Source organism: Pseudobutyrivibrio sp. UC1225 (assembly GCF_900115215.1).
Classification (GTDB): Bacteria; Bacillota; Clostridia; order Lachnospirales; family Lachnospiraceae; genus Pseudobutyrivibrio.
Genome location: NZ_FOVQ01000023.1, coordinates 1 through 18,648 on the forward strand (window position 1 = coordinate 1; position 18,648 = coordinate 18,648).

Here is an 18,648-nt window from a genome sequence, read left to right on the forward strand (position 1 = left end):
TTGATAAAGTTTTTTTCGCAAACCATAACCTTATCACAAGAAGGATGTTCTTTTTGTATTTATTCTATTTTTTCCGACTAAAAGTTTACTCTAGCCAGCGGGGGAGCAAGAATATAAAACATATTCAATAACATCGCAAATTCACCTGATCCCTGGAATCCAAATGTGGTGTTACCATTAGCACCAATGATGGCATTCCAATTTTTGGAGGGAAATTTTATATATTTTGCTACTTGATTTGCTCTACTACCTACAAAAACAAGGAAAAATGAATGTACAGAATAATTCTAAAATGATACACTTAGTGTGTTGTTATAGGGCTTTTTTGATTGCAAGGAGGAAAACATGAAGATAGGTTTTATCGGCGCAGGTAACATGGGTAGTTCTATGATTGGTGGAGTAATTTCATCCGGTACAGTAGAGCCCCAGGATGTAATGGCTAGCGATATTTTTCAGGCTACTTTAGACGAGCTTAGTGAAGAGTTTGGTGTTAACACCAGTATTAGCAACAGGGATGTAGTTGATTTCGCAGATATAGTTATTCTTGCGGTAAAGCCTCAGTATCTTCCTGATGCTATCGAAGGAATAAAGGATATGGATTTTAGTGACAAGGTTGTTGTAAGTATTGCAGCAGGCCAGTCCTTAGATAGATTGAGAAGTCTTTTTGGAACAGATCTTAAGCTTATTCGTGTTATGCCTAACACACCAGCTCTTGTTGGCGAGGCAATGAGTGCTCTTAGTCCAAATGAGCATGTAACAGAAGAAGAGTGCGAGATAGTAGTTGAGCTCTTTGAATCCTTCGGAAAGGCAGAGGTGGTTCCTGAAAAATTACAGGATGCGGTTGTTGGTATCAGCGGCTCATCTCCAGCTTATGTATATATGTTTATTGAGGCACTTGCAGATGGTGCAGTTGCAGAGGGCATGCCAAGAGCACAGGCTTACAAGTTTGCGGCACAGGCAGTTCTTGGTTCAGCAAAGATGGTCCTTGAAACAGGAGAGCATCCAGGAGTGCTAAAGGATAATGTTTGCTCACCAGGAGGCACTACTATAGAGGCGGTTACAGCTCTTGAATCACTTGGTTTTAGAAGCGCAGTTATTGAAGCTGAGCGTATCTGCATAGAAAGATCTAGAGAATTATAGTATTATAGGGCTTGGCCAAGTGCCAAGCCTTAAATTATGGAGTATAAATTAATGGAAGCAGTAAAAAACTTTATAAGAAATGAAATAGTATTAGTGGTAGCCTTCGTTTTGGCAGTGGCATCCAGCTTTGTTGTTCACCCAGATAGTCAGTATATTGGTTACATAGATTTTAGGACATTGAGCATTTTATTTGCCTTGATGATTACTATGGCTGGCCTTCAGCGTTTGCAGGTATTCAGACAGATAGGAGAGCTTTTAGTTTCAAAGATGAGCTCCATCAGAGGAGTTGTTCTGGTGCTCATTGGGCTTTGCTTTTTCTCAGCTATGTTTATCACAAATGATGTGGCCCTTCTTACCTTTGTGCCATTTTCTATAGTTACTTTGTCTATTTCAAATCGCAAGGATTTGTTCATCATAGTAATTGTGCTTGAGACAATAGCAGCAAATCTTGGAAGTATGCTTACACCACTTGGTAATCCACAGAATCTTTATCTGTATTCCATTGCGGGTATGAGTCTTGGAGCATTCGTAAAGCTTATGTTGCCATACAGTGTAGTAGCACTTGTAATGCTTGTGCTTAGCGGATTTGTATTCGTGAAAGCAGCTCCAGTAACTTTGGCAGAAAAGCATATATATGAGCGCACAAACAGAGACAAGAAGATGATAGGAATGTACGTATTTACGTTTTTAGTTTCTATCCTTGTGGTGGCAAGAGTTTTAGATTATAGAATCGGTCTTGTAATCGTAGTGGGACTGACACTTATCTGTGACAGACGAGTGCTTAGAAAGCCAGATTATTCACTTTTATTTACATTCATTTTCCTGTTTATTTTTATTGGAAATATAAAGCGAATTCCTGCACTTTCTGATGCTATAGGAAGTTTCTTGCAGATTAATGAGGTGGGAGTTTCAATTTTCCTTAGTCAGTTTATCAGTAATGTACCGGCTGCAATCCTTTGTTCAGGATTTACTGATCAGATTGATAAGCTCATCATCGGAACAAATTTTGGTGGCCTTGGAACTTTGATAGCATCTATGGCAAGCCTGATTTCCTTTAAGCAGTACGGCTATATTGATGGAGCAGATAAGAAAAAATATATAGGGGTATTCACAGTTGCTAATGTAATCTTCCTAATAGTGATGTGTTTAGTGTATGTATTGCTATAGACTAATTAAATAAAATTATAGATTTAGGGACTTCTTCGGAAGTCCCTTTTTTACTGTAAACATGGGAAAAACTCTGAATTATTTATTACAGAAAATGTATATTTGTAACATAAATATTACAAAATTGTTTACAAACTAAAAGTGTTATGTTATATTGTACCGGTAAACAAAAATAAACAGTTTCTTGTAAATTGTTTATTAATAAACAGAAAGGGCAGAATATGTAATGAAAAGAAGAATAAGAATTATTACTTCATGCGCATTAGCAGCAGCATTGGCGGTTAGCGGACCCGCATGCATTCAAAATGTTAATGCAGCAAGCGTTACAGTACAGGCGAACGCTGTGTCTAAATCTCAGACTCCTGTTGGACAGCATGGTACTCTATCAGTAAAAAAGACATCAGGTTACGCTGCGCCAACTATCGTAGACAAATATGGCAAGCCAGTACAGTTGCACGGAATCAGCACACATGGTGTACAGTGGTTCCCACAGTACATTAGCAAGGATAGTTTTAGGAGCCTGAGGGATGATTGGGGAATCGATACAGTAAGACTTGCAGTATATGCCAGAGAGAATGGATACACTCAGGGAAATAAGGACTTAATGGATAAGAAGATCGAGGAAGCTGTTTCAGCAGCAAAGGATCTTGGAATGTATGTAATCATCGATTGGCATGTACTTAGCTACAACCCAAATGAAGACATCGACGCGGCAAAGACATTCTTTACAAAATATGCGGTAAAGTACAAGAATGTTGACAATGTAATCTTTGAAATCGCCAACGAACCTACTGGTACAAACTGGTATGACGGAAGCGGCAAGGATTTATACACCTACAGCAAGACAATTGCTGGTGTAATCAGAGGTACAGGTGCTAAGAATATCATCATCTGTGGTACCAACGACTGGTCACAGAGAGTTGATCAGGTAGCTGATAAGCCTCTTAAGAATGATGGTTTTGAAAACATCATGTACACAGTTCACTTCTACGCGGCAACACATTATGACAATATTAAAGACAACGTAAGAAAGGCCGTTAAGGCGGGCACACCAGTTATCTGTACAGAGTTTGGTGTTTGTGATGCTTCTGGTAACGGCGGATACGATTTCAGCAATGCTGATGATTGGATGAAGCTCTTCAAGGAGAACAACATCAGTTTTGCATTATGGAGCTTATGTAATAAGAATGAGTCTGCTTCAGTAATTTCTTCATCATGTAATAAGACTAGCAACTGGACAGAATCAGATCTTACAGAGGCTGGCAAGTGGCTTATGAAGACTTGTAAGGAGCTTTCAGGTAATAGTGGTAGTGTAAACCCTACTCCTACCCCTACACCAACTCCTACACCAACACCTAAGCCTACAGCTAAGCCAACACCAACGCCAACTCCAAAGCCTACCCAAACACCTACCTCAAAACCTACCCCTACTCCTACTCCTGAGGCAGGCACAACAACAGGTGGAAGTGTTACTTTTGACATTCCATCTGATTGGGGCACAGGCTTTTCAGCAAATAACACAGTTAGTAACACAACAAACAAAACCCTTAATGGATGGACAGTTGAATTCGATAGTGATGTTGAAATTACAGCAATCTGGAATGCTAAGATTTCATCTCACAAGGGTAAGCACTACGTAATTACCAACGAATCTTATAACGGTATAGTAGAGGCTGGACAGACTGTTTCATTCGGCTTTAACGGAACTAAGAAAGATGGTTCTAAAGCCACATTTACAAACGTTAAAGTACGTTAATGTTTGTATGACTTCGTAAAACCAACCTTTTTCATATTTTTATACTCCCTAATATATATATGTGGTCGCAATAGTGTATGCTGTTGCGACCTTTCGCTTTTTTGCTTGCTTTTTTTTATTTCAGGTTGTATTATAGTCAGGCAATTAAAAAATAGAAATTCACTCGTAAGAGTGAGAGACAGTTCGTTTGTACCATCCTGTCTATAAACAAAACTCGGACTTGCGTTATTTATCTATGTGATTTTCGAGGCTGCCGGTGCGCAGTCTTTTTTATTTCTGAGATATTCTAGGTCCGGTTTCATAGGAGATTTTCAATGTATTATTTAACTGCAGAGGCTTCATTTGATGGAGCTCATTTTCTAGCTGGCTACGATGGAAAGTGTTCCAATTTACATGGTCACCGCTGGAGAGTAATTTTAAAAATTAAGACAGATAAGCTGCAGAGCGAAGGGCAGCAGCGCGGAATGGTAGTAGATTTTGGCGATGTGAAAAACGCTCTTAAAAAGGAAACAGATTTCTTTGATCACAGCTTTATATATGAAGAAGGTTCTCTTAAGGAGGCTACAGTAGCAGCTCTCCAGGCAGAGGACTTCGAGATGCATGTAGTGCCTTTCAGACCTACAGCAGAGAATTTCGCAAAGTACTTTTTTGACAAGTTTAAGGATTATGGTTTTACAGTTGCAGAAGTGACAGTGTATGAGACTCCAAATAACTGTGCAAGCTATTCGGAGGATTAATAATGTCAGTATTTTTTGTAGTAGAGAAGTTCGTCAGCATTAATGGCGAAGGTCAGCACGCTGGTGAGTTAGCTGTATTTATCAGACTTCGTGGATGTAACCTTGCTTGTAGCTATTGTGATACAAGATGGGCATGCAGCTATGAGGCACCAGCCGAGCAGATGACAGAAACTGAAATTATAGATTATGTAAAGTCAACTGGAATTAACCGTGTCACCCTTACTGGTGGCGAGCCACTTAAGGCAAGGGATATAAAGGACCTTTTGAGAGCCTTTGCAGCAGAACCAGACCTTAAGGTGGAGATTGAAACAAATGGAAGTGTTAGTATTGTCCCATTTGCAGCTATTCCAAATGCACCTGCATTTACCTTGGATTACAAGCTTGCAGGCTCTGGTATGGAAGATAAGATGGATTTATCTAATTTTGCCTTTCTTCAGCCAAAGGACACTGTTAAGTTTGTATGCTCAGAGGTAAGCGAGCTGGATAAGGTCTGTGAGCTTGTTGATACATACGGCTTGGCTATGAAATGTACAGTTTTAATCAGCCCTGTATTTGGACGAATCGATCCAGCAGATATGGTTAATTATCTGATAGAGCACAAGCGTAATGATATTCGATTACAGCTCCAGCTTCATAAATTTATTTGGGATCCAAATAAGCGTGGAGTGTAAGAAAGAGGATAGTATGGCAATTAATAAGGAATTAATTAAGGAAAGCATTAGAAATATTATCATTGCCCTTGGGGATGATCCTGACAGAGCAGGTCTTATCGAGACTCCTGACAGAGTTGCCCGCATGTATGAGGAGGTTTTCGAGGGAATGAATTACAGCAATCAGGAGATTGCTGATATGTTCAACAAGACCTTTGACGAGGACTACTATGATGAGAATAGTCAGGACCTTGTATTCGTAAAGGACATCGAGGTGTTCAGCTACTGTGAGCATCATCTTGCACTTATGTATGATATGAAGGTCAGTGTAGCCTATATTCCAAATGGAAAGGTAATCGGTCTCAGCAAGATTGCACGAATCGCTGATATGGCGGCTAAGCGTCTCCAGCTTCAGGAGAGAATCGGAAATGATATCGCTGAGATTCTTCAGATGGTTACAGGCTCTGAGGATGTGGCTGTATTTATCGAGGCTAGCCACTCTTGCATGACAGCACGTGGAATTAAGAATGCAGGTGCTCGCACTCAGACACAGACTTTACGTGGAAAGTTCAAAACCGACAGAGATTTGTTGGCAAGATTATTTTAAAAAGCGGATGAGGTGTATATGAAAGTATTAGTTTTAGTCAGTGGTGGTGTGGATTCTACCACTTGCCTTGGTATGGCAGTAAAGGAATATGGAAGCGAGAACGTAGTAGGACTTTCTATTTTCTACGGTCAGCGTCACGATAAGGAAATAAAGGCAGCAGTTGCTGTTTGCGAGCATTATAATGTAGAGCACATCACACTTGATTTATCTACAATGTTCCAGTTTAGTGACTGCACACTTTTACAGCACTCTGATGGAGAGATTCCAGAGGAGTCTTATGCTGAGCAGCTTGCTAAGACAGACGGAAAGCCAGTTAGCACTTATGTGCCATTTAGAAATGGTCTTTTCCTTTCAAGCGCCAGTGCTATTGCACTTTCTAAGGGATGCTCAAAGATTTATTATGGAGCACACAGTGATGACGCTGCAGGCAATGCTTACCCAGATTGTTCAGAGGCATTTAATAATGCAATGAACACAGCTATCTATGAAGGTAGTGGAAAGCAGCTTGAAATTGTTGCACCATTTATAAGCCTTACAAAGTCTCAGGTTGTAAAGAAGGGACTTGAAATCGGAGTTCCTTATGAGCTTACTTGGAGCTGCTATGAAGGACATGAGAAGGCTTGTGGAAAATGCGGCACATGCATCGATAGAAAAGCAGCATTTGAACTTAATGGGGTGACAGACCCAATAGCATATGAGAACTAATTATCGTATATACGATATCGGAAGTACGGAGGTAAATAATTATGGCAGATAGAGCAGCCGAGGGTACACTTACCCTTCTTGGAAACAAGAACAACACATATCCAGATAACTACGCACCAGAGATGCTTCAGACATTCTTAAACAAGCATCCTGAGAATGATTACTTTGTAAAGTTTAACTGTCCAGAGTTCACATCACTTTGTCCTATTACTGGTCAGCCTGATTTTGCAAATATTATCATTTCTTATGTTCCAGGTGAAAAGATGGTAGAGAGCAAGTCATTAAAGCTTTATCTTTTCAGCTTTAGAAATCATGGTGACTTCCATGAGGATTGTGTAAACATCATCATGAAGGATCTTATCAAGCTTATGGATCCTAAGTACATCGAGGTTTGGGGCAAGTTTACTCCAAGAGGAGGCATTTCCATCGACCCATATTGTAACTATGGCAAGCCAGGTACAAAGTGGGAAGAGATAGCTTTCAATCGTATGGCAAACCACGATATGTATCCTGAGAGAGTTGATAATAGATAAATTTTTTATGGGACTGATAAGGTAAATTTACCTTGTCAGTCCCTTTTTTGAAATATTGCTGGAAACGTTTCCAGCAATATGATATTCTACATTTAGTTTTTTTGCTAGGAGGATGATTTTATGGGATTCGGTAAGTTATTGGGATATGTAACCGAGGACGATCAGGTTACTATCAAATATGAAAATCAGGAAGTAATTATTCAGGTAATTACAGAGGAAATTATCAGGGTATTAGTTCCTTATTGGATAAAATATTACAAGTCAGTTGCCATCGAGGGGAATCCACAGGTGCCTGTAGATTTTGAGGTATCACAGGCTGAGGATCATATTTCCATTACAACAGGCTCCGTTATTCTTCAGCTGGGGGATGATTTCAGCTTTAAATTCATGGATAAATTCTCAGATGAACTGCTTTCAAGCTATGATGGCACCCGTACTATCATGGGAGGATTATCTGAGGAAGCGTTAGCACTTCTTATTGCGGAAGGACATCTTTTTAATGCTGATCAGTACAAAAATCATAAGGTTCAGCAGCTTTTCAAACTTAATCCAGAGGACAGATTCTACGGCACAGGTGATAAGACTGGCTTCTTAAATAAGCGAGGCTATGCTTACGAGAACTGGAATTCAGATATTCCTCAGATGCACATGGAAAACATGCCAGCTCTCTATAAATCAATTCCATTTATTATTGGAAAGCGACCAGGATACACTTATGGTCTTTTCTTTGATAATACCTTCCACAGCTATATGGATCTTGGCAAGGAGAGCACAGATTATTTCTGCTATGGTGCAGATGATGGAAACTTAGATTTCTACTTCATGGCTGGCGAAAAGATGACAGATATTGTGGAGCACTATACATATCTTACAGGACGTGCACCACTGCCACAGCTTTGGACACTGGGCTATCATCAGTGCCGCTGGGGCTATGAAAGTGCAAAGGATATCCGTGAAGTTGCCACAAAGATGCGTGAGAACAGAATCCCTTGCGAGACGGTTCAGTACGATATTGATTACATGGATGGCTTCAGAGTCTTCACATGGGATGAGGAAAACTACGAGCCAGAGGGACAGCTTATAAAGGAGCTTGCTGAGGATGGCTTTAAGGCTGTCTGCATCATTGACCCCGGCGTAAAAGCGGACAAGGGCTACTTCATGTACGACGAGGGCATAAAGAATGATTACTTTGCAAAGGATAAGGATGGCAAGGTATATGTAAATGAGGTTTGGCCAGGAGATTCTGTATTCCCTGATTTTGGTAAAGAAGAAGTTAGAAACTGGTGGAGCAAGAGTCATAAGAAGCTTGTGGACATGGGCATGCAGGGAATCTGGAATGATATGAATGAGCCAGCCAGCTTTAAGGGGCCACTTCCTTTGGATGTCCAGTTCCATGTAAATGACAGAGAGACAGACCACAGTGAGATGCACAATGTATACGGTCATTTCATGAGTAAGGCTACCTTTGAGGGAATGAAGGCGCTTACAGGAAAGCGACCACTTGTTATCACAAGAGCTTGCTACAGTGGTTCTCAGAAATATACTGCTGTTTGGACTGGAGATAATCAGAGTGTATGGCCACATCTTCAGATGCTGATTCCACAGCTTTGTAATCTTGGTATCAGCGGTTTTCCTATTGCAGGAACTGACATAGGTGGATTTGGAGGAGATACAAAGCCAGAGCTTCTTATGAGATGGATTGAGGCAGCTGTTTTCTCTACCTTCTTTAGAAATCATTGTGCTAAGGGTCACAGAATGCAGGAACCTTGGCATTTTGGAGAGCAGACTGTAAATGTATATCGTAAATACGTAGAGCTGCACTATCGCTTCTTACCATACATTTATGATTTATTATTTGAATGTCAGCTTACAGGTCTTCCAGTAATGCGCCCATTGGTGCTTCATTACGAGGATGACGAGAACACCTATAATCTTAATGATGAGTTCCTTGTTGGTGAGAATATGCTTGTGGCACCTGTAGTAGAGCAGGGAGCCTTTAAGAGAATGGTTTATCTTCCATCAGGAACATGGATTGATTATTGGACAGGCCAGCGTCACGCAGGTGGAAATTACATTATTGTTGATGCACCAATTGATGTGCTTCCAATATTCATTAAAGAGGGCAGCATAATTCCTATGTATGAGCCAGTTCAGTATGTGGGAGAGAAGCCATATGATACGTTAGAGCTTTTAGTAGCTGGAGAAAGCGCCTGGGGCTCTCATTATCAGGATAATGGGGAAGACTTTAGATATCTTGAGGGAGAATATAATCTCTACAGCTTTACATATGAAAATGGTAAACTAGAGACAGATATGCTGCATGACAATTATGAGAAATATAAAGAGATTAAGGTGATTAATCTCTAAAAGATTGTGAGTAATGTTATGGGGAATGGGGTTAAAAAGAAATTGTTAACTATGGTCATGATTACAGAAGCAGTTTTGCTTCTGTTTTCTGGCTGTGGAAAAATATCCCCTAAGAAAACTGTAAGGGAAGTTTCTGAAAAATATTCTGTGGCTGATGAAAATCAGCTTATCGTCTATACCTCTCACAAGAAGGAGGTATATCTTCCAATTATTCAGGAGTTTGAAAATCGCACGGGAATTTATGTTGATATTAAAGCAGGTGGAACTCAGGAAATGATGCAGATGGCAGATGCAGCGTCTGCACAGGGACTATGCGACATCATGTTTGGAGGCGGAGTGGAAAGTTATGAGGCATGGAAGGATAATTTCATGTCATACGAATCCAGTGAAGCTAGAGAATTAGATAGAAATTTCATGTCAAAAGATGGCACCTGGACTCCTTTTACAGAGCTTCCAATTGTTTTTATATACAACAAGAAACTTGTTAATTCAAGCAGTGCGCCACACACTTGGGAGCAGTTATTTGATTCCAATTGGAAAGGTAAAATCGCATTTGCGGATATGGATAATTCAGGTACAAGCTATACTATAGTTTCTACCATTTCCCAGATAACGGGAGATTCGCCAGAGAATGTGGTGAGCAGGCTTTATAATCAGCTAGATGGTAATATCCTAAAGTCTTCTGGAGATGTAATTCCTGATGTTTCAAATGGAACAACCCTTGTGGGAATCACATTGGAGGAGACTGCCCTCAAGGCTATCAACAAGGGATACAACATAGATATGATTTATCCACAGGATGGTACTAGTGCTGTCCCTGATGGTTGTGGAATAGTGGTGAACGCTCCTCACGAAGAAAATGCAAAGCTGTTTATAGATTTTATTACAGGGTATGATACTCAAAGCTATGCAATGGATGAGTTTTACCGCAGGCCTGTAAGGGAAGATGTGAAGCTTCGTAAAGTTTTTGGTGATATTACTATTATAGACTTTGATGTGCAGCAGTCAGCGGAAGAGGAAGAAGCAGCTTTTGACACCTGGCATCAGCTCACAGGTCAGGAGGATTGATTATGAACATTATCAGACAATCCTTCAAAAGACAAATTTTTGTTTTAACCCTTGTGATTACGCTGGCTATGGTTATTATCAGCGGTGTCTTAACAGTGCAGGGGTTTCAGGCAAGACTAGAGTCAGACTATGCCAGAGAAGATAAGGCACAGGAGCTTTTAATCAGAAATAGTCTTCTTGATATGATGACCAAATCAGATGAGGCCATAGATAAGATTACCGAAGATGAAACCCTGATGGGTGCTTTTACATTAAGCAGAGAAAACAATCAGGTGATATATGCTGCTTTATATGAGAAAACTGCAGCAATAAGAGACTTTGCGTCAGTTGACTTATATTCTAATGGAAATTGTGTTTTCAGTACGCAAACAGGGTTGACTCCAGTAACATTACCTAAGAATTATTCTGTTTTGAAGGAAGCGAAGGAGCATCATGGAAAGACAGTTTACGGCATTGATTTAAGCAATAGCCCTGAAAATGCTGGAGATTTACTGATGGCCAGGGAAGTGCTAAATGTTCTTGATAGGGGAATAGTTGTTGTAAGAATTCATCAGGATAATCTTAAGGAAGTTGTAAGTGATGGAATGAATTCAAAGGATGGATTCGCCCTTGTAAACAGCCACTTTAGAGCTTTTTGTGAATTTGGAACAGCTTCTGATGGAGTGCTACTCAGTGGGATACGAAACAATCTGTTGCGAGGCTCCCTATATAATGATGGAATAAGATCAAATATTTATATCAATGATTTGGGCAACACGGGGCTGATTACAATTTATGTAACTCCAAAGGCACTTGACGAATCAGCCATTAAAAGTGGTTATCAAATTATTGCTATTATGGCGATAGTTTCAGTGCTTGCATGTTTACTGGCTGCAAACAGAGTAAGTGAATATTTTTCAAAGCCAATTACAGCTTTAGCCAAGGCTATGAAGCAATTCAGAAAGGGAGATTTTGACACCAGGATAGAGCTGAATCGACAGGATGAATTTGAACAGCTGGCAACGGGCTTTAATAAAATGACTACCCAGTTGAAAGATACAATGGAGGAGCGAGTTGCAGCAGAGCGAAAGATAAATGAAACCCGAATTGCCATGATGCAATCGCAGCTTAATCCACATTTTTTGTACAACACACTTGATACCATTAAATGGGTGGCAAAGGCGAATCAAGTGCCAGAAGTAGCTACGTTGTCATCAAGTCTTGCAGGAATTCTCAGAATGTCTATTTCCACCAGGCAGTTTTGTACGTTGGAGACTGAATTAAGGCTTGTGGAGAGATACTGCGAAATTCAAAAGATTCGTTTTGATGATTTCTTTGATTTGATTATTAATGTGCCAGAGGAGCTTAAGGATGCAGTTGTGCCAAAGCTGATTCTTCAGCCACTAGTGGAAAATGCAATTATTCACGGCTTGGAAGATAGAGATGATGGCAGACTGTATATTTCTGCTGAGTCCACAGAAGGCTCGTTAGAGCAGGGAGCAAGTCAGCTTTTAAAAATCTACATCGAAGATAACGGTAAGGGTATTAGCGATGAGATGATAGAGATTTTGGAGGCAGATGATCCAAGCAGATTGGAAGGTCATCTTGGATTAAATAACGTAAATACGATAATTAAATTGTACTACGGAAAAGATTATGGAATAACAGCTAATAGGCTGGAGGTTGGTGGAACCATTATGACTATGATTCTGCCCCTATCAAAAAAGGAGCCAGAAAATGACTAAGGTTTTAATTGTAGACGATGAGAAATATGTACGTCTCGGAATAAAAAATGATACAGACTGGTCGTTGATTGACTGCGAGGTAGTAGGTGAAGCAGCCAATGGTCAGGAAGGCTTGGAAAAGGCAAAGGAGCTTAAGCCTGATGTGGTGATTTCTGACATTAAAATGCCAAAGATGACAGGTATAGAAATGTCAGAAATCCTTCTGGAAAAATATCCTGATATGAAGGTCATCTTTTTGACAGCCTATGATGAGTTTGAGTATGCAAGAGCAGCGATTAGGATAGGAGCATCAGACTATCTTTTAAAGCCTTTTGAGGATGGTTCATTAGAGGGAGCTATTCAGAGATTATTGCATCTTCACCCAAATTCTGTTAACAGCAGTAAGGCTGAGGAACAGCTTATTCCGCTAACGAGTAAGTCTGATGTGGAAAATAAATATATCAAGGAAGCAATTGACTTCATAGAAAAAAATTATAGTGATACAGATTTTAGTGTCATTGCAATGGCTGAAGCTATAGGGGTTAGTGAGGGGCATTTGAGCAGGCTGTTTAAAGCTGAAACAGGTCTTAGCATCAACAATTATCTTACCCGACTACGTATAAGAAAAGCCATGGATTATCTGAAGGATATAAAAGTTAAAGTATACGAAGTAGCAGATAAAGTGGGCTATCAGGATATAGCATATTTTTCTAACACCTTTAAAAAGCTGGTGGGAAAATCTCCATCAGATTATCAAAGTAATGGACTATAAGTGAGTGAGAGCTGGATGAGATTCCAGCTCTTTTTTTAGTATGTTCAAAAATTACAAATAATATCAGTTTTGTCTCATACACATTCTAATCCACTATATATAGACTATTAGATAGAGAGAAGCCCTAAATGCAGGGTAAAAATAATCTATAATGATTAGGAGGGTAAGAATGAAAAGAAAGGTATTATCATTAATTATGGTCGCATCTATGATGATGGCCAGCCTGGTAGGTTGCGGTGGCGCAAGCTCAGGCACAGCAACTACAGATTCAGGTGAAGCTACAGAGCAGACAGCGGATGAACCTGCAGCAGAGCTCACAGGAATCGACAAGATTATAGCTGAAGCAGAGACAATGACTCTTGATGAGTTGGCTCAGAAGGCTATCGAGGAGTCTAACGGCAAGACTTTCTATGGTGTTGGTAACTCAAGCCGTGGTAAATCAGCACTTCCATTATTTATCGAATATCTTCAGGGAATCGACAGCTCATACAACATGGAGTTTGAGTGGCAGCAGCCAAAGAACAACAAGATTTTTGAGCAGCTTTCATCTGACTCACTTAAGAGTGAAGGTACATTTGCAATGACTCTTATTCAGGATGGAAATCAGATCCAGACAAAGATGGTGGATACAGATATCCTTAAAACATTTGTACCAAAGGAGTGGGCAGAGGCAAATGGAACTACTCCAGATGCATTTGAGGGATTCCTTCCACTTCAGACACTTAATAAGGTTTTCATGTACAACAACACAGGTTCAGCTGAATTTAATAACTGCTGGGATTTCGTATATGAAGGTTCACATCCATTATTCATGGGCGTTGATTCAGAAATCGTAGGTAAGAACTTCCTTATGATGCTTACAGAAGACAAGTATGCAGCATGGATGAAGGAGTCATTCAATGCACTTGATTCTACAAAGCAGGCATACTTCCAGCCAACAGTTAAGGAAATGGAGAAGGATGCTTCTGAGCTTGGACTTGGCGCAGATGCAGCTTATTCACTTGCTTGGATTAAGCTTTGGATTAACAACTACAACGAGCAGACAGATGATGGTCCTATCTGTAACACACTTGTTGATAAGTCAGCAAAGGATCAGTCAGGATTGTTAGTATATTCTAAGCTTCGTTCAGTTGAGGAGTCAGCTTCTATTTCTGTAAACAACATTAATGTAGCTGCATATCAGGATGGTTACACAGGAATCGGTGGATATGGATATTGCCATTATCTCTTCCTTACAAAGAACAGCCCACTTCCATGGACAGCATGTGCATTCATTGCTTTCATGACAACAACAGAGCAGGGCTTTGATGCATGGGGCAAGGATATGGGTGGTTACTCAGCTAACCCAGAAGTAGCAAAGGCTATCGAGGAAACATATCACCACAGCGAAGGTGGCGGAGATGAGTTCCCAGCAAAGAACGATAGAGGATATGACTGGTGGACAACCGATGGAAAGCTTGTTCTTGAGGATCCAGCATATTGCTCAGAGGTATCCTTTACTGTAGGTTCTTGGATTGATATTCAGGATCATTACTCAGCAGGAGAAGAGTAAAAATTGGTGGGGCGTCGCCTGCGGCGCCCCCTTTTAAGGAGAATAAAGTATGACACCTAATAGAAAAGCTATTGTCACAAATAAGGTCAAAACATGGTTCTCCCAACCTCAAAATATAATTCTTTTGTTGTTTGGAATAGTTTTGACTTTTTCTACTGTGGCACCAATCGTTGCCATTGTTCAGGATACATTAAAGATTCATCCAGGTACTATCGACCAGCATCTTACAGGCCGTGTGGATGGATATACGATTGTTAATTACGTTGATTTGTTTACAAGCCGTCTGGCAAAAACAAATCTTTGGATTCCACTTTTAAATACAGTAATTCTTTCAGTTTTAACTTGTATTATTTCGATATTGTTTGGTGGTCTGTTTGCGTTCCTTGTAACCCGTACAGACATGAAATTCAAGAAATATTTAAGCTCAATTTTCATTTTTCCATACATCATGCCTCAGTGGACACTGGCTGTTGTATGGCAGCACATGTTCTATAGTAACAAGGTTACAGGAACTTCAGATGGATTATTAGCAGCAATTTTTCATATATATTTTCCGAACTGGTGGTGCCAGGGAGTATTCCCAAGTGCAATGGTTTTAGGTCTTCACTATGCACCATTTGCTTATATTTTAATCGGTGGAATTTTCAAAAACATGGATGCTAATCTCGAGGAGGCAGCAACCATTCTTGATACTCCAAAGTGGAAAATTATGAGAAAGGTTACCCTTCCAATGATTAAGCCAGCTATCCTTTCTACAATACTTTTGGTATTTGGTAGTGCAATGGGAAGCTATCCAGTTCCACATTATTTGAATCTTACAACTCTTTCTACAAAGTACATTTCCATGAACAGTATGTACACTGGCGAGGCATCAATTCTTGCAATCATCATGATGATTTTTGGTGTGCTGATTCTTGGAATGAACCAGATGAGTTTAAAAAGTAGAAAGAACTACACAACAGTTACTGGTAAATCAGGACAGCTTACAAAGCTTACAATCGGTAAGGCTGGTAAATACGTAGTAGGAATTATCTTTATCGTAATTACGTTTTTTACAAGTATTTGGCCAATTCTTTTGTTTGCACTTGAAACCTTCCTTCCTAACCCAGGTGACTACAGTTTCCTGTACACAGGAAACTTAGCACACCTGACAACTAAGTGGTGGGTTACAAACGAGAATATCACAGAAAATGGTATGTACGGCCAGCCAGGTATTATATACAACAACACAATTTGGCATGCGTTCTTTGGAACACTTTTACTTGCTGTAATCTGTGCTTTGATTGCAGGAACAATCGGAACACTTATCGGATATGCGGTAGCAAAGAATAGAAGAAGCAAGTGGGCAAATTACGTCAATAATGTAGCGTTCCTTCCATACCTAATGCCTTCAATTGCCGTAGGTGCCGCCTTCTTCATTCTTTTTTCAAATGAGAAGATTAACCTTTTCAATACTTACACACTTCTTATTCTTGCAGGTGTTGTAAAGTACATTCCATTTGCATCAAGAAGCTCACTTAACTCAATGCTTCAGATTAGTAATGAGCTTGAGGAAGCAGCTCTTATACAGAATGCATCATGGGTAAAGAGAATGGTAAAGATTATCATTCCTATCCAGAAATCATCAATCATAAGTGGATATCTTCTTCCGTTTATGACCTGCTTAAGAGAATTATCATTATTCCTTCTTCTTTGTACTCAGGGTTTTATTTTATCAACAACGCTTGATTACTTTGATGAGATGGGATTATATGCATTCTCAAGTGCAATCAACCTGATTTTGATTGTTACAATTCTTATTTTTAATACATTGGTAAACAAGCTGACTGGAGCTAGCCTCGACAGCGGAATTGGAGGAAAGTAAAATGCCAGAAATCAAATTGGAGAATATAACAAAGCGTTGGGGAAAGTTTTTCGGTGTAGATAATGTTAGCCTTGATATCCCTGACAATTCATTTATAACATTGCTTGGACCATCAGGTTGTGGAAAGACTACAATTCTTAGAATGATAGCTGGTCTTGAAACTCCTACAGAGGGACGCATCACAATCGGTGACAAAGTAGTATTTGATAGCAATGCTGGAATCAATGTTCCAGCCAACAAGAGAAAGGTAGGCTTCCTTTTTCAGAATTATGCTCTTTGGCCAAACATGACTGTTTATGAAAATATCTCTTTCGGTCTAAAAAATATTGATGAGGAAATGCCTACTGTTGATGTAAAGGCTAAGCAGATTTCAGATATTCTTAGAGCTCTTAAATCAGGAGCAAAAATAAAAGAGGTTGTAGAAGAGTGTCGTGATAAAAACGGAAAGCTGGATGACAACAAAGCTCTGGTAAAGCTTATTGATACTTATACAATGTCAATTTATTCAGCAAAAGAATTGATGGGACTTGGAGTTCATACCGCTTCAAATGCTGATGAAACCGCTTCAAATTTTGTTCTAAAATATGAGGGTGAGCTGGAGACTATCAAGAAGAACCTTGCATCAGAGGGTAAGAGCTTGAATGAAAAGTTCGAAGTATTAAAGGACGGAAAAATAGTTGTCTCAAAGAGAAAGCTTACAAAGGAAGAAATTGATTCCAGAGTGAGAGCCTGCTCAAGAATTGTAAAAATTGGAATGTTCATGTATAGATATCCAGCAGAGCTTTCAGGTGGTCAGCAGCAGAGAGTTGCTATCGCCCGTACTCTTGCTCCAGAACCACAGGTTCTTTTCATGGATGAGCCACTTTCAAACCTTGATGCCAAGCTTCGTCTTGAAATGAGATATGAGCTTCAGAGACTTCACCTTGAAACAGGTAGTACCTTTGTATATGTTACCCACGATCAGATGGAGGCCATGACTCTTGCTACAAAGATTTGCCTTGTAAACAACGGTGTACTGCAGCAGTACGCACCACCGCTTACTGTTTATAACCGTCCATCAAATTTATTTGTTGCTGATTTCGTAGGAAATCCATCTATGAATTTTGTAGACGCTAAGGGAATACAGGAAGCAGATGGAAGTCTTAGCCTTACTATAATAGGAGATATCAAAGCAAAGTTTACACCAGAATATCCTCTTGATATGAACGCATGGAGACATGTAAGAGACCAAAGCTTTGCTGAAAAAGCTGAGGCTGAGAGGGTTCGTCTATCTAAGAAGGGTGCTGTAGAAAAGAGTAATAAGGATGAGGTATTCAGATATCACGTTCAGAGAGTAGAAGAGATTGATGATAGCATCCTTGAAGATCCTATTATTACTGATGAAGATTTTGTTCTAGGTATCAGACCAGAGGCAATAAATATTGATGAAAATGGTTCAGTTGAAACAGAAATTTATGGTGCTATGCCTACAGGAATGGAATCTACTCTTAAGCTGCGTATAGGCGAATATCTTCTTACAAGTGTAATTTTTGGTGGAGTTATTTACCAGATTGGACAAAAGGAAAAAATAAATATTGCAGGAAAAGATATACTGCTGTTTGATAGAAAATCAGGCAGACTTATCTGCGCAGGAAGTATAGAAATCTAAAGTAAAAGACCACCGGGTTTGTCCGGTGGTCTTGTTTTATGTTTGCGCGCCATGGGCGCGCTCTAACGCAATGTCATTAACTTTAGAGTATTTCTTACAAAAATCAAAGTTTTTAATGATGGTAAGGAGGATGATTGTACGGAAAAAATATTTTTGGACATGCAAAATAGGCAGGAATATACCCCCTGCCTGTTGCAGATATGTATTAGTTGAATTAAGACAATCTATAATTAAAACTCATAACAGAACGATCTTTCTTCTTGCGTCGGATTGCTTTTCTGTTTGGACGAATAGGTGTCAAATATTTAGACAAAAGATTTTTGATTGTTTTGCAGCTAATCTTTCCCTTGATAAATAGTCTAGATGCATGAATTGCTAT

Annotated in this window: 15 protein-coding genes; all 15 read left to right on the top strand. The window is 39.6% G+C overall.

Annotated elements, in window-relative coordinates:
• Nucleotides 1-345 precede the first annotated feature (345 nt).
• The 15 genes from proC (at nucleotide 346) to BMZ41_RS15185 (ending at nucleotide 18,269) form a co-directional block, all read left to right on the top strand.
• The gene (gene proC, locus BMZ41_RS15115) at nucleotides 346-1,140 is read left to right on the top strand and encodes a pyrroline-5-carboxylate reductase (protein WP_090169898.1); all 795 of its coding nucleotides are present in this window, start codon (nucleotides 346-348) and stop codon (nucleotides 1,138-1,140) included.
• Between the two features lie 51 nt (nucleotides 1,141-1,191).
• Entirely contained in the window at nucleotides 1,192-2,307 is a 1,116-nt protein-coding gene (locus BMZ41_RS15120; RefSeq protein ID WP_090531221.1) for an SLC13 family permease, read from the top strand.
• Nucleotides 2,308-2,533: 226 nt separating this feature from the next.
• Nucleotides 2,534-4,063, top strand: a complete 1,530-nt coding sequence (locus BMZ41_RS15125; RefSeq protein WP_090531223.1) for a cellulase family glycosylhydrolase — start codon at nucleotides 2,534-2,536, stop codon at nucleotides 4,061-4,063.
• A 314-nt stretch (nucleotides 4,064-4,377) separates the two neighbouring features.
• Nucleotides 4,378-4,800 carry a 6-pyruvoyl trahydropterin synthase family protein gene (locus BMZ41_RS15130; protein ID WP_090531226.1) on the top strand — a complete coding sequence of 141 codons (423 nt, stop codon included), beginning with the start codon at nucleotides 4,378-4,380 and terminating at the stop codon, nucleotides 4,798-4,800.
• Between the two features lie 2 nt (nucleotides 4,801-4,802).
• Nucleotides 4,803-5,471 carry a putative 7-carboxy-7-deazaguanine synthase QueE gene (queE, locus tag BMZ41_RS15135; RefSeq protein WP_090531228.1) on the top strand — a complete coding sequence of 223 codons (669 nt, stop codon included), beginning with the start codon at nucleotides 4,803-4,805 and terminating at the stop codon, nucleotides 5,469-5,471.
• 13 nt (nucleotides 5,472-5,484) lie between these two features.
• The gene (folE, locus tag BMZ41_RS15140) at nucleotides 5,485-6,057 is read left to right on the top strand and encodes a GTP cyclohydrolase I FolE (protein ID WP_090169884.1); all 573 of its coding nucleotides are present in this window, start codon (nucleotides 5,485-5,487) and stop codon (nucleotides 6,055-6,057) included.
• Between the two features lie 18 nt (nucleotides 6,058-6,075).
• Nucleotides 6,076-6,762 (top strand): 7-cyano-7-deazaguanine synthase QueC, encoded by a 687-nt coding sequence (queC, locus tag BMZ41_RS15145; protein WP_090531231.1) that lies wholly within the window; start codon nucleotides 6,076-6,078, stop codon nucleotides 6,760-6,762.
• Nucleotides 6,763-6,803: 41 nt separating this feature from the next.
• Nucleotides 6,804-7,295: a preQ(1) synthase gene (gene queF / locus BMZ41_RS15150; protein WP_090531235.1), complete on the top strand. Its 492-nt coding sequence runs from the start codon at nucleotides 6,804-6,806 to the stop codon at nucleotides 7,293-7,295.
• 120 nt (nucleotides 7,296-7,415) lie between these two features.
• Nucleotides 7,416-9,662: a glycoside hydrolase family 31 protein gene (locus BMZ41_RS15155; RefSeq protein ID WP_090531239.1), complete on the top strand. Its 2,247-nt coding sequence runs from the start codon at nucleotides 7,416-7,418 to the stop codon at nucleotides 9,660-9,662.
• An 18-nt stretch (nucleotides 9,663-9,680) separates the two neighbouring features.
• A complete protein-coding gene (locus BMZ41_RS15160) occupies nucleotides 9,681-10,730 on the top strand; it encodes an extracellular solute-binding protein (RefSeq protein ID WP_090531241.1) in 1,050 nt (349 codons plus the stop codon).
• Nucleotides 10,731-10,732: 2 nt separating this feature from the next.
• Nucleotides 10,733-12,454: a sensor histidine kinase gene (locus BMZ41_RS15165; protein WP_090169874.1), complete on the top strand. Its 1,722-nt coding sequence runs from the start codon at nucleotides 10,733-10,735 to the stop codon at nucleotides 12,452-12,454.
• Nucleotides 12,447-13,205 (top strand): response regulator transcription factor, encoded by a 759-nt coding sequence (locus BMZ41_RS15170; protein ID WP_090531244.1) that lies wholly within the window; start codon nucleotides 12,447-12,449, stop codon nucleotides 13,203-13,205. The genes BMZ41_RS15165 and BMZ41_RS15170 overlap by 8 nt, the downstream gene beginning before the upstream one ends.
• 169 nt (nucleotides 13,206-13,374) lie before the next feature.
• Nucleotides 13,375-14,757 carry a hypothetical protein gene (locus BMZ41_RS15175; protein ID WP_090531246.1) on the top strand — a complete coding sequence of 461 codons (1,383 nt, stop codon included), beginning with the start codon at nucleotides 13,375-13,377 and terminating at the stop codon, nucleotides 14,755-14,757.
• 49 nt (nucleotides 14,758-14,806) lie between these two features.
• Nucleotides 14,807-16,621, top strand: coding sequence for an ABC transporter permease (locus tag BMZ41_RS15180; protein WP_090531249.1), 1,815 nt, complete (start codon nucleotides 14,807-14,809; stop codon nucleotides 16,619-16,621).
• Nucleotide 16,622: 1 nt separating this feature from the next.
• Entirely contained in the window at nucleotides 16,623-18,269 is a 1,647-nt protein-coding gene (locus BMZ41_RS15185) for an ATP-binding cassette domain-containing protein (RefSeq protein ID WP_090531251.1), read from the top strand.
• Nucleotides 18,270-18,648 lie beyond the last annotated feature (379 nt).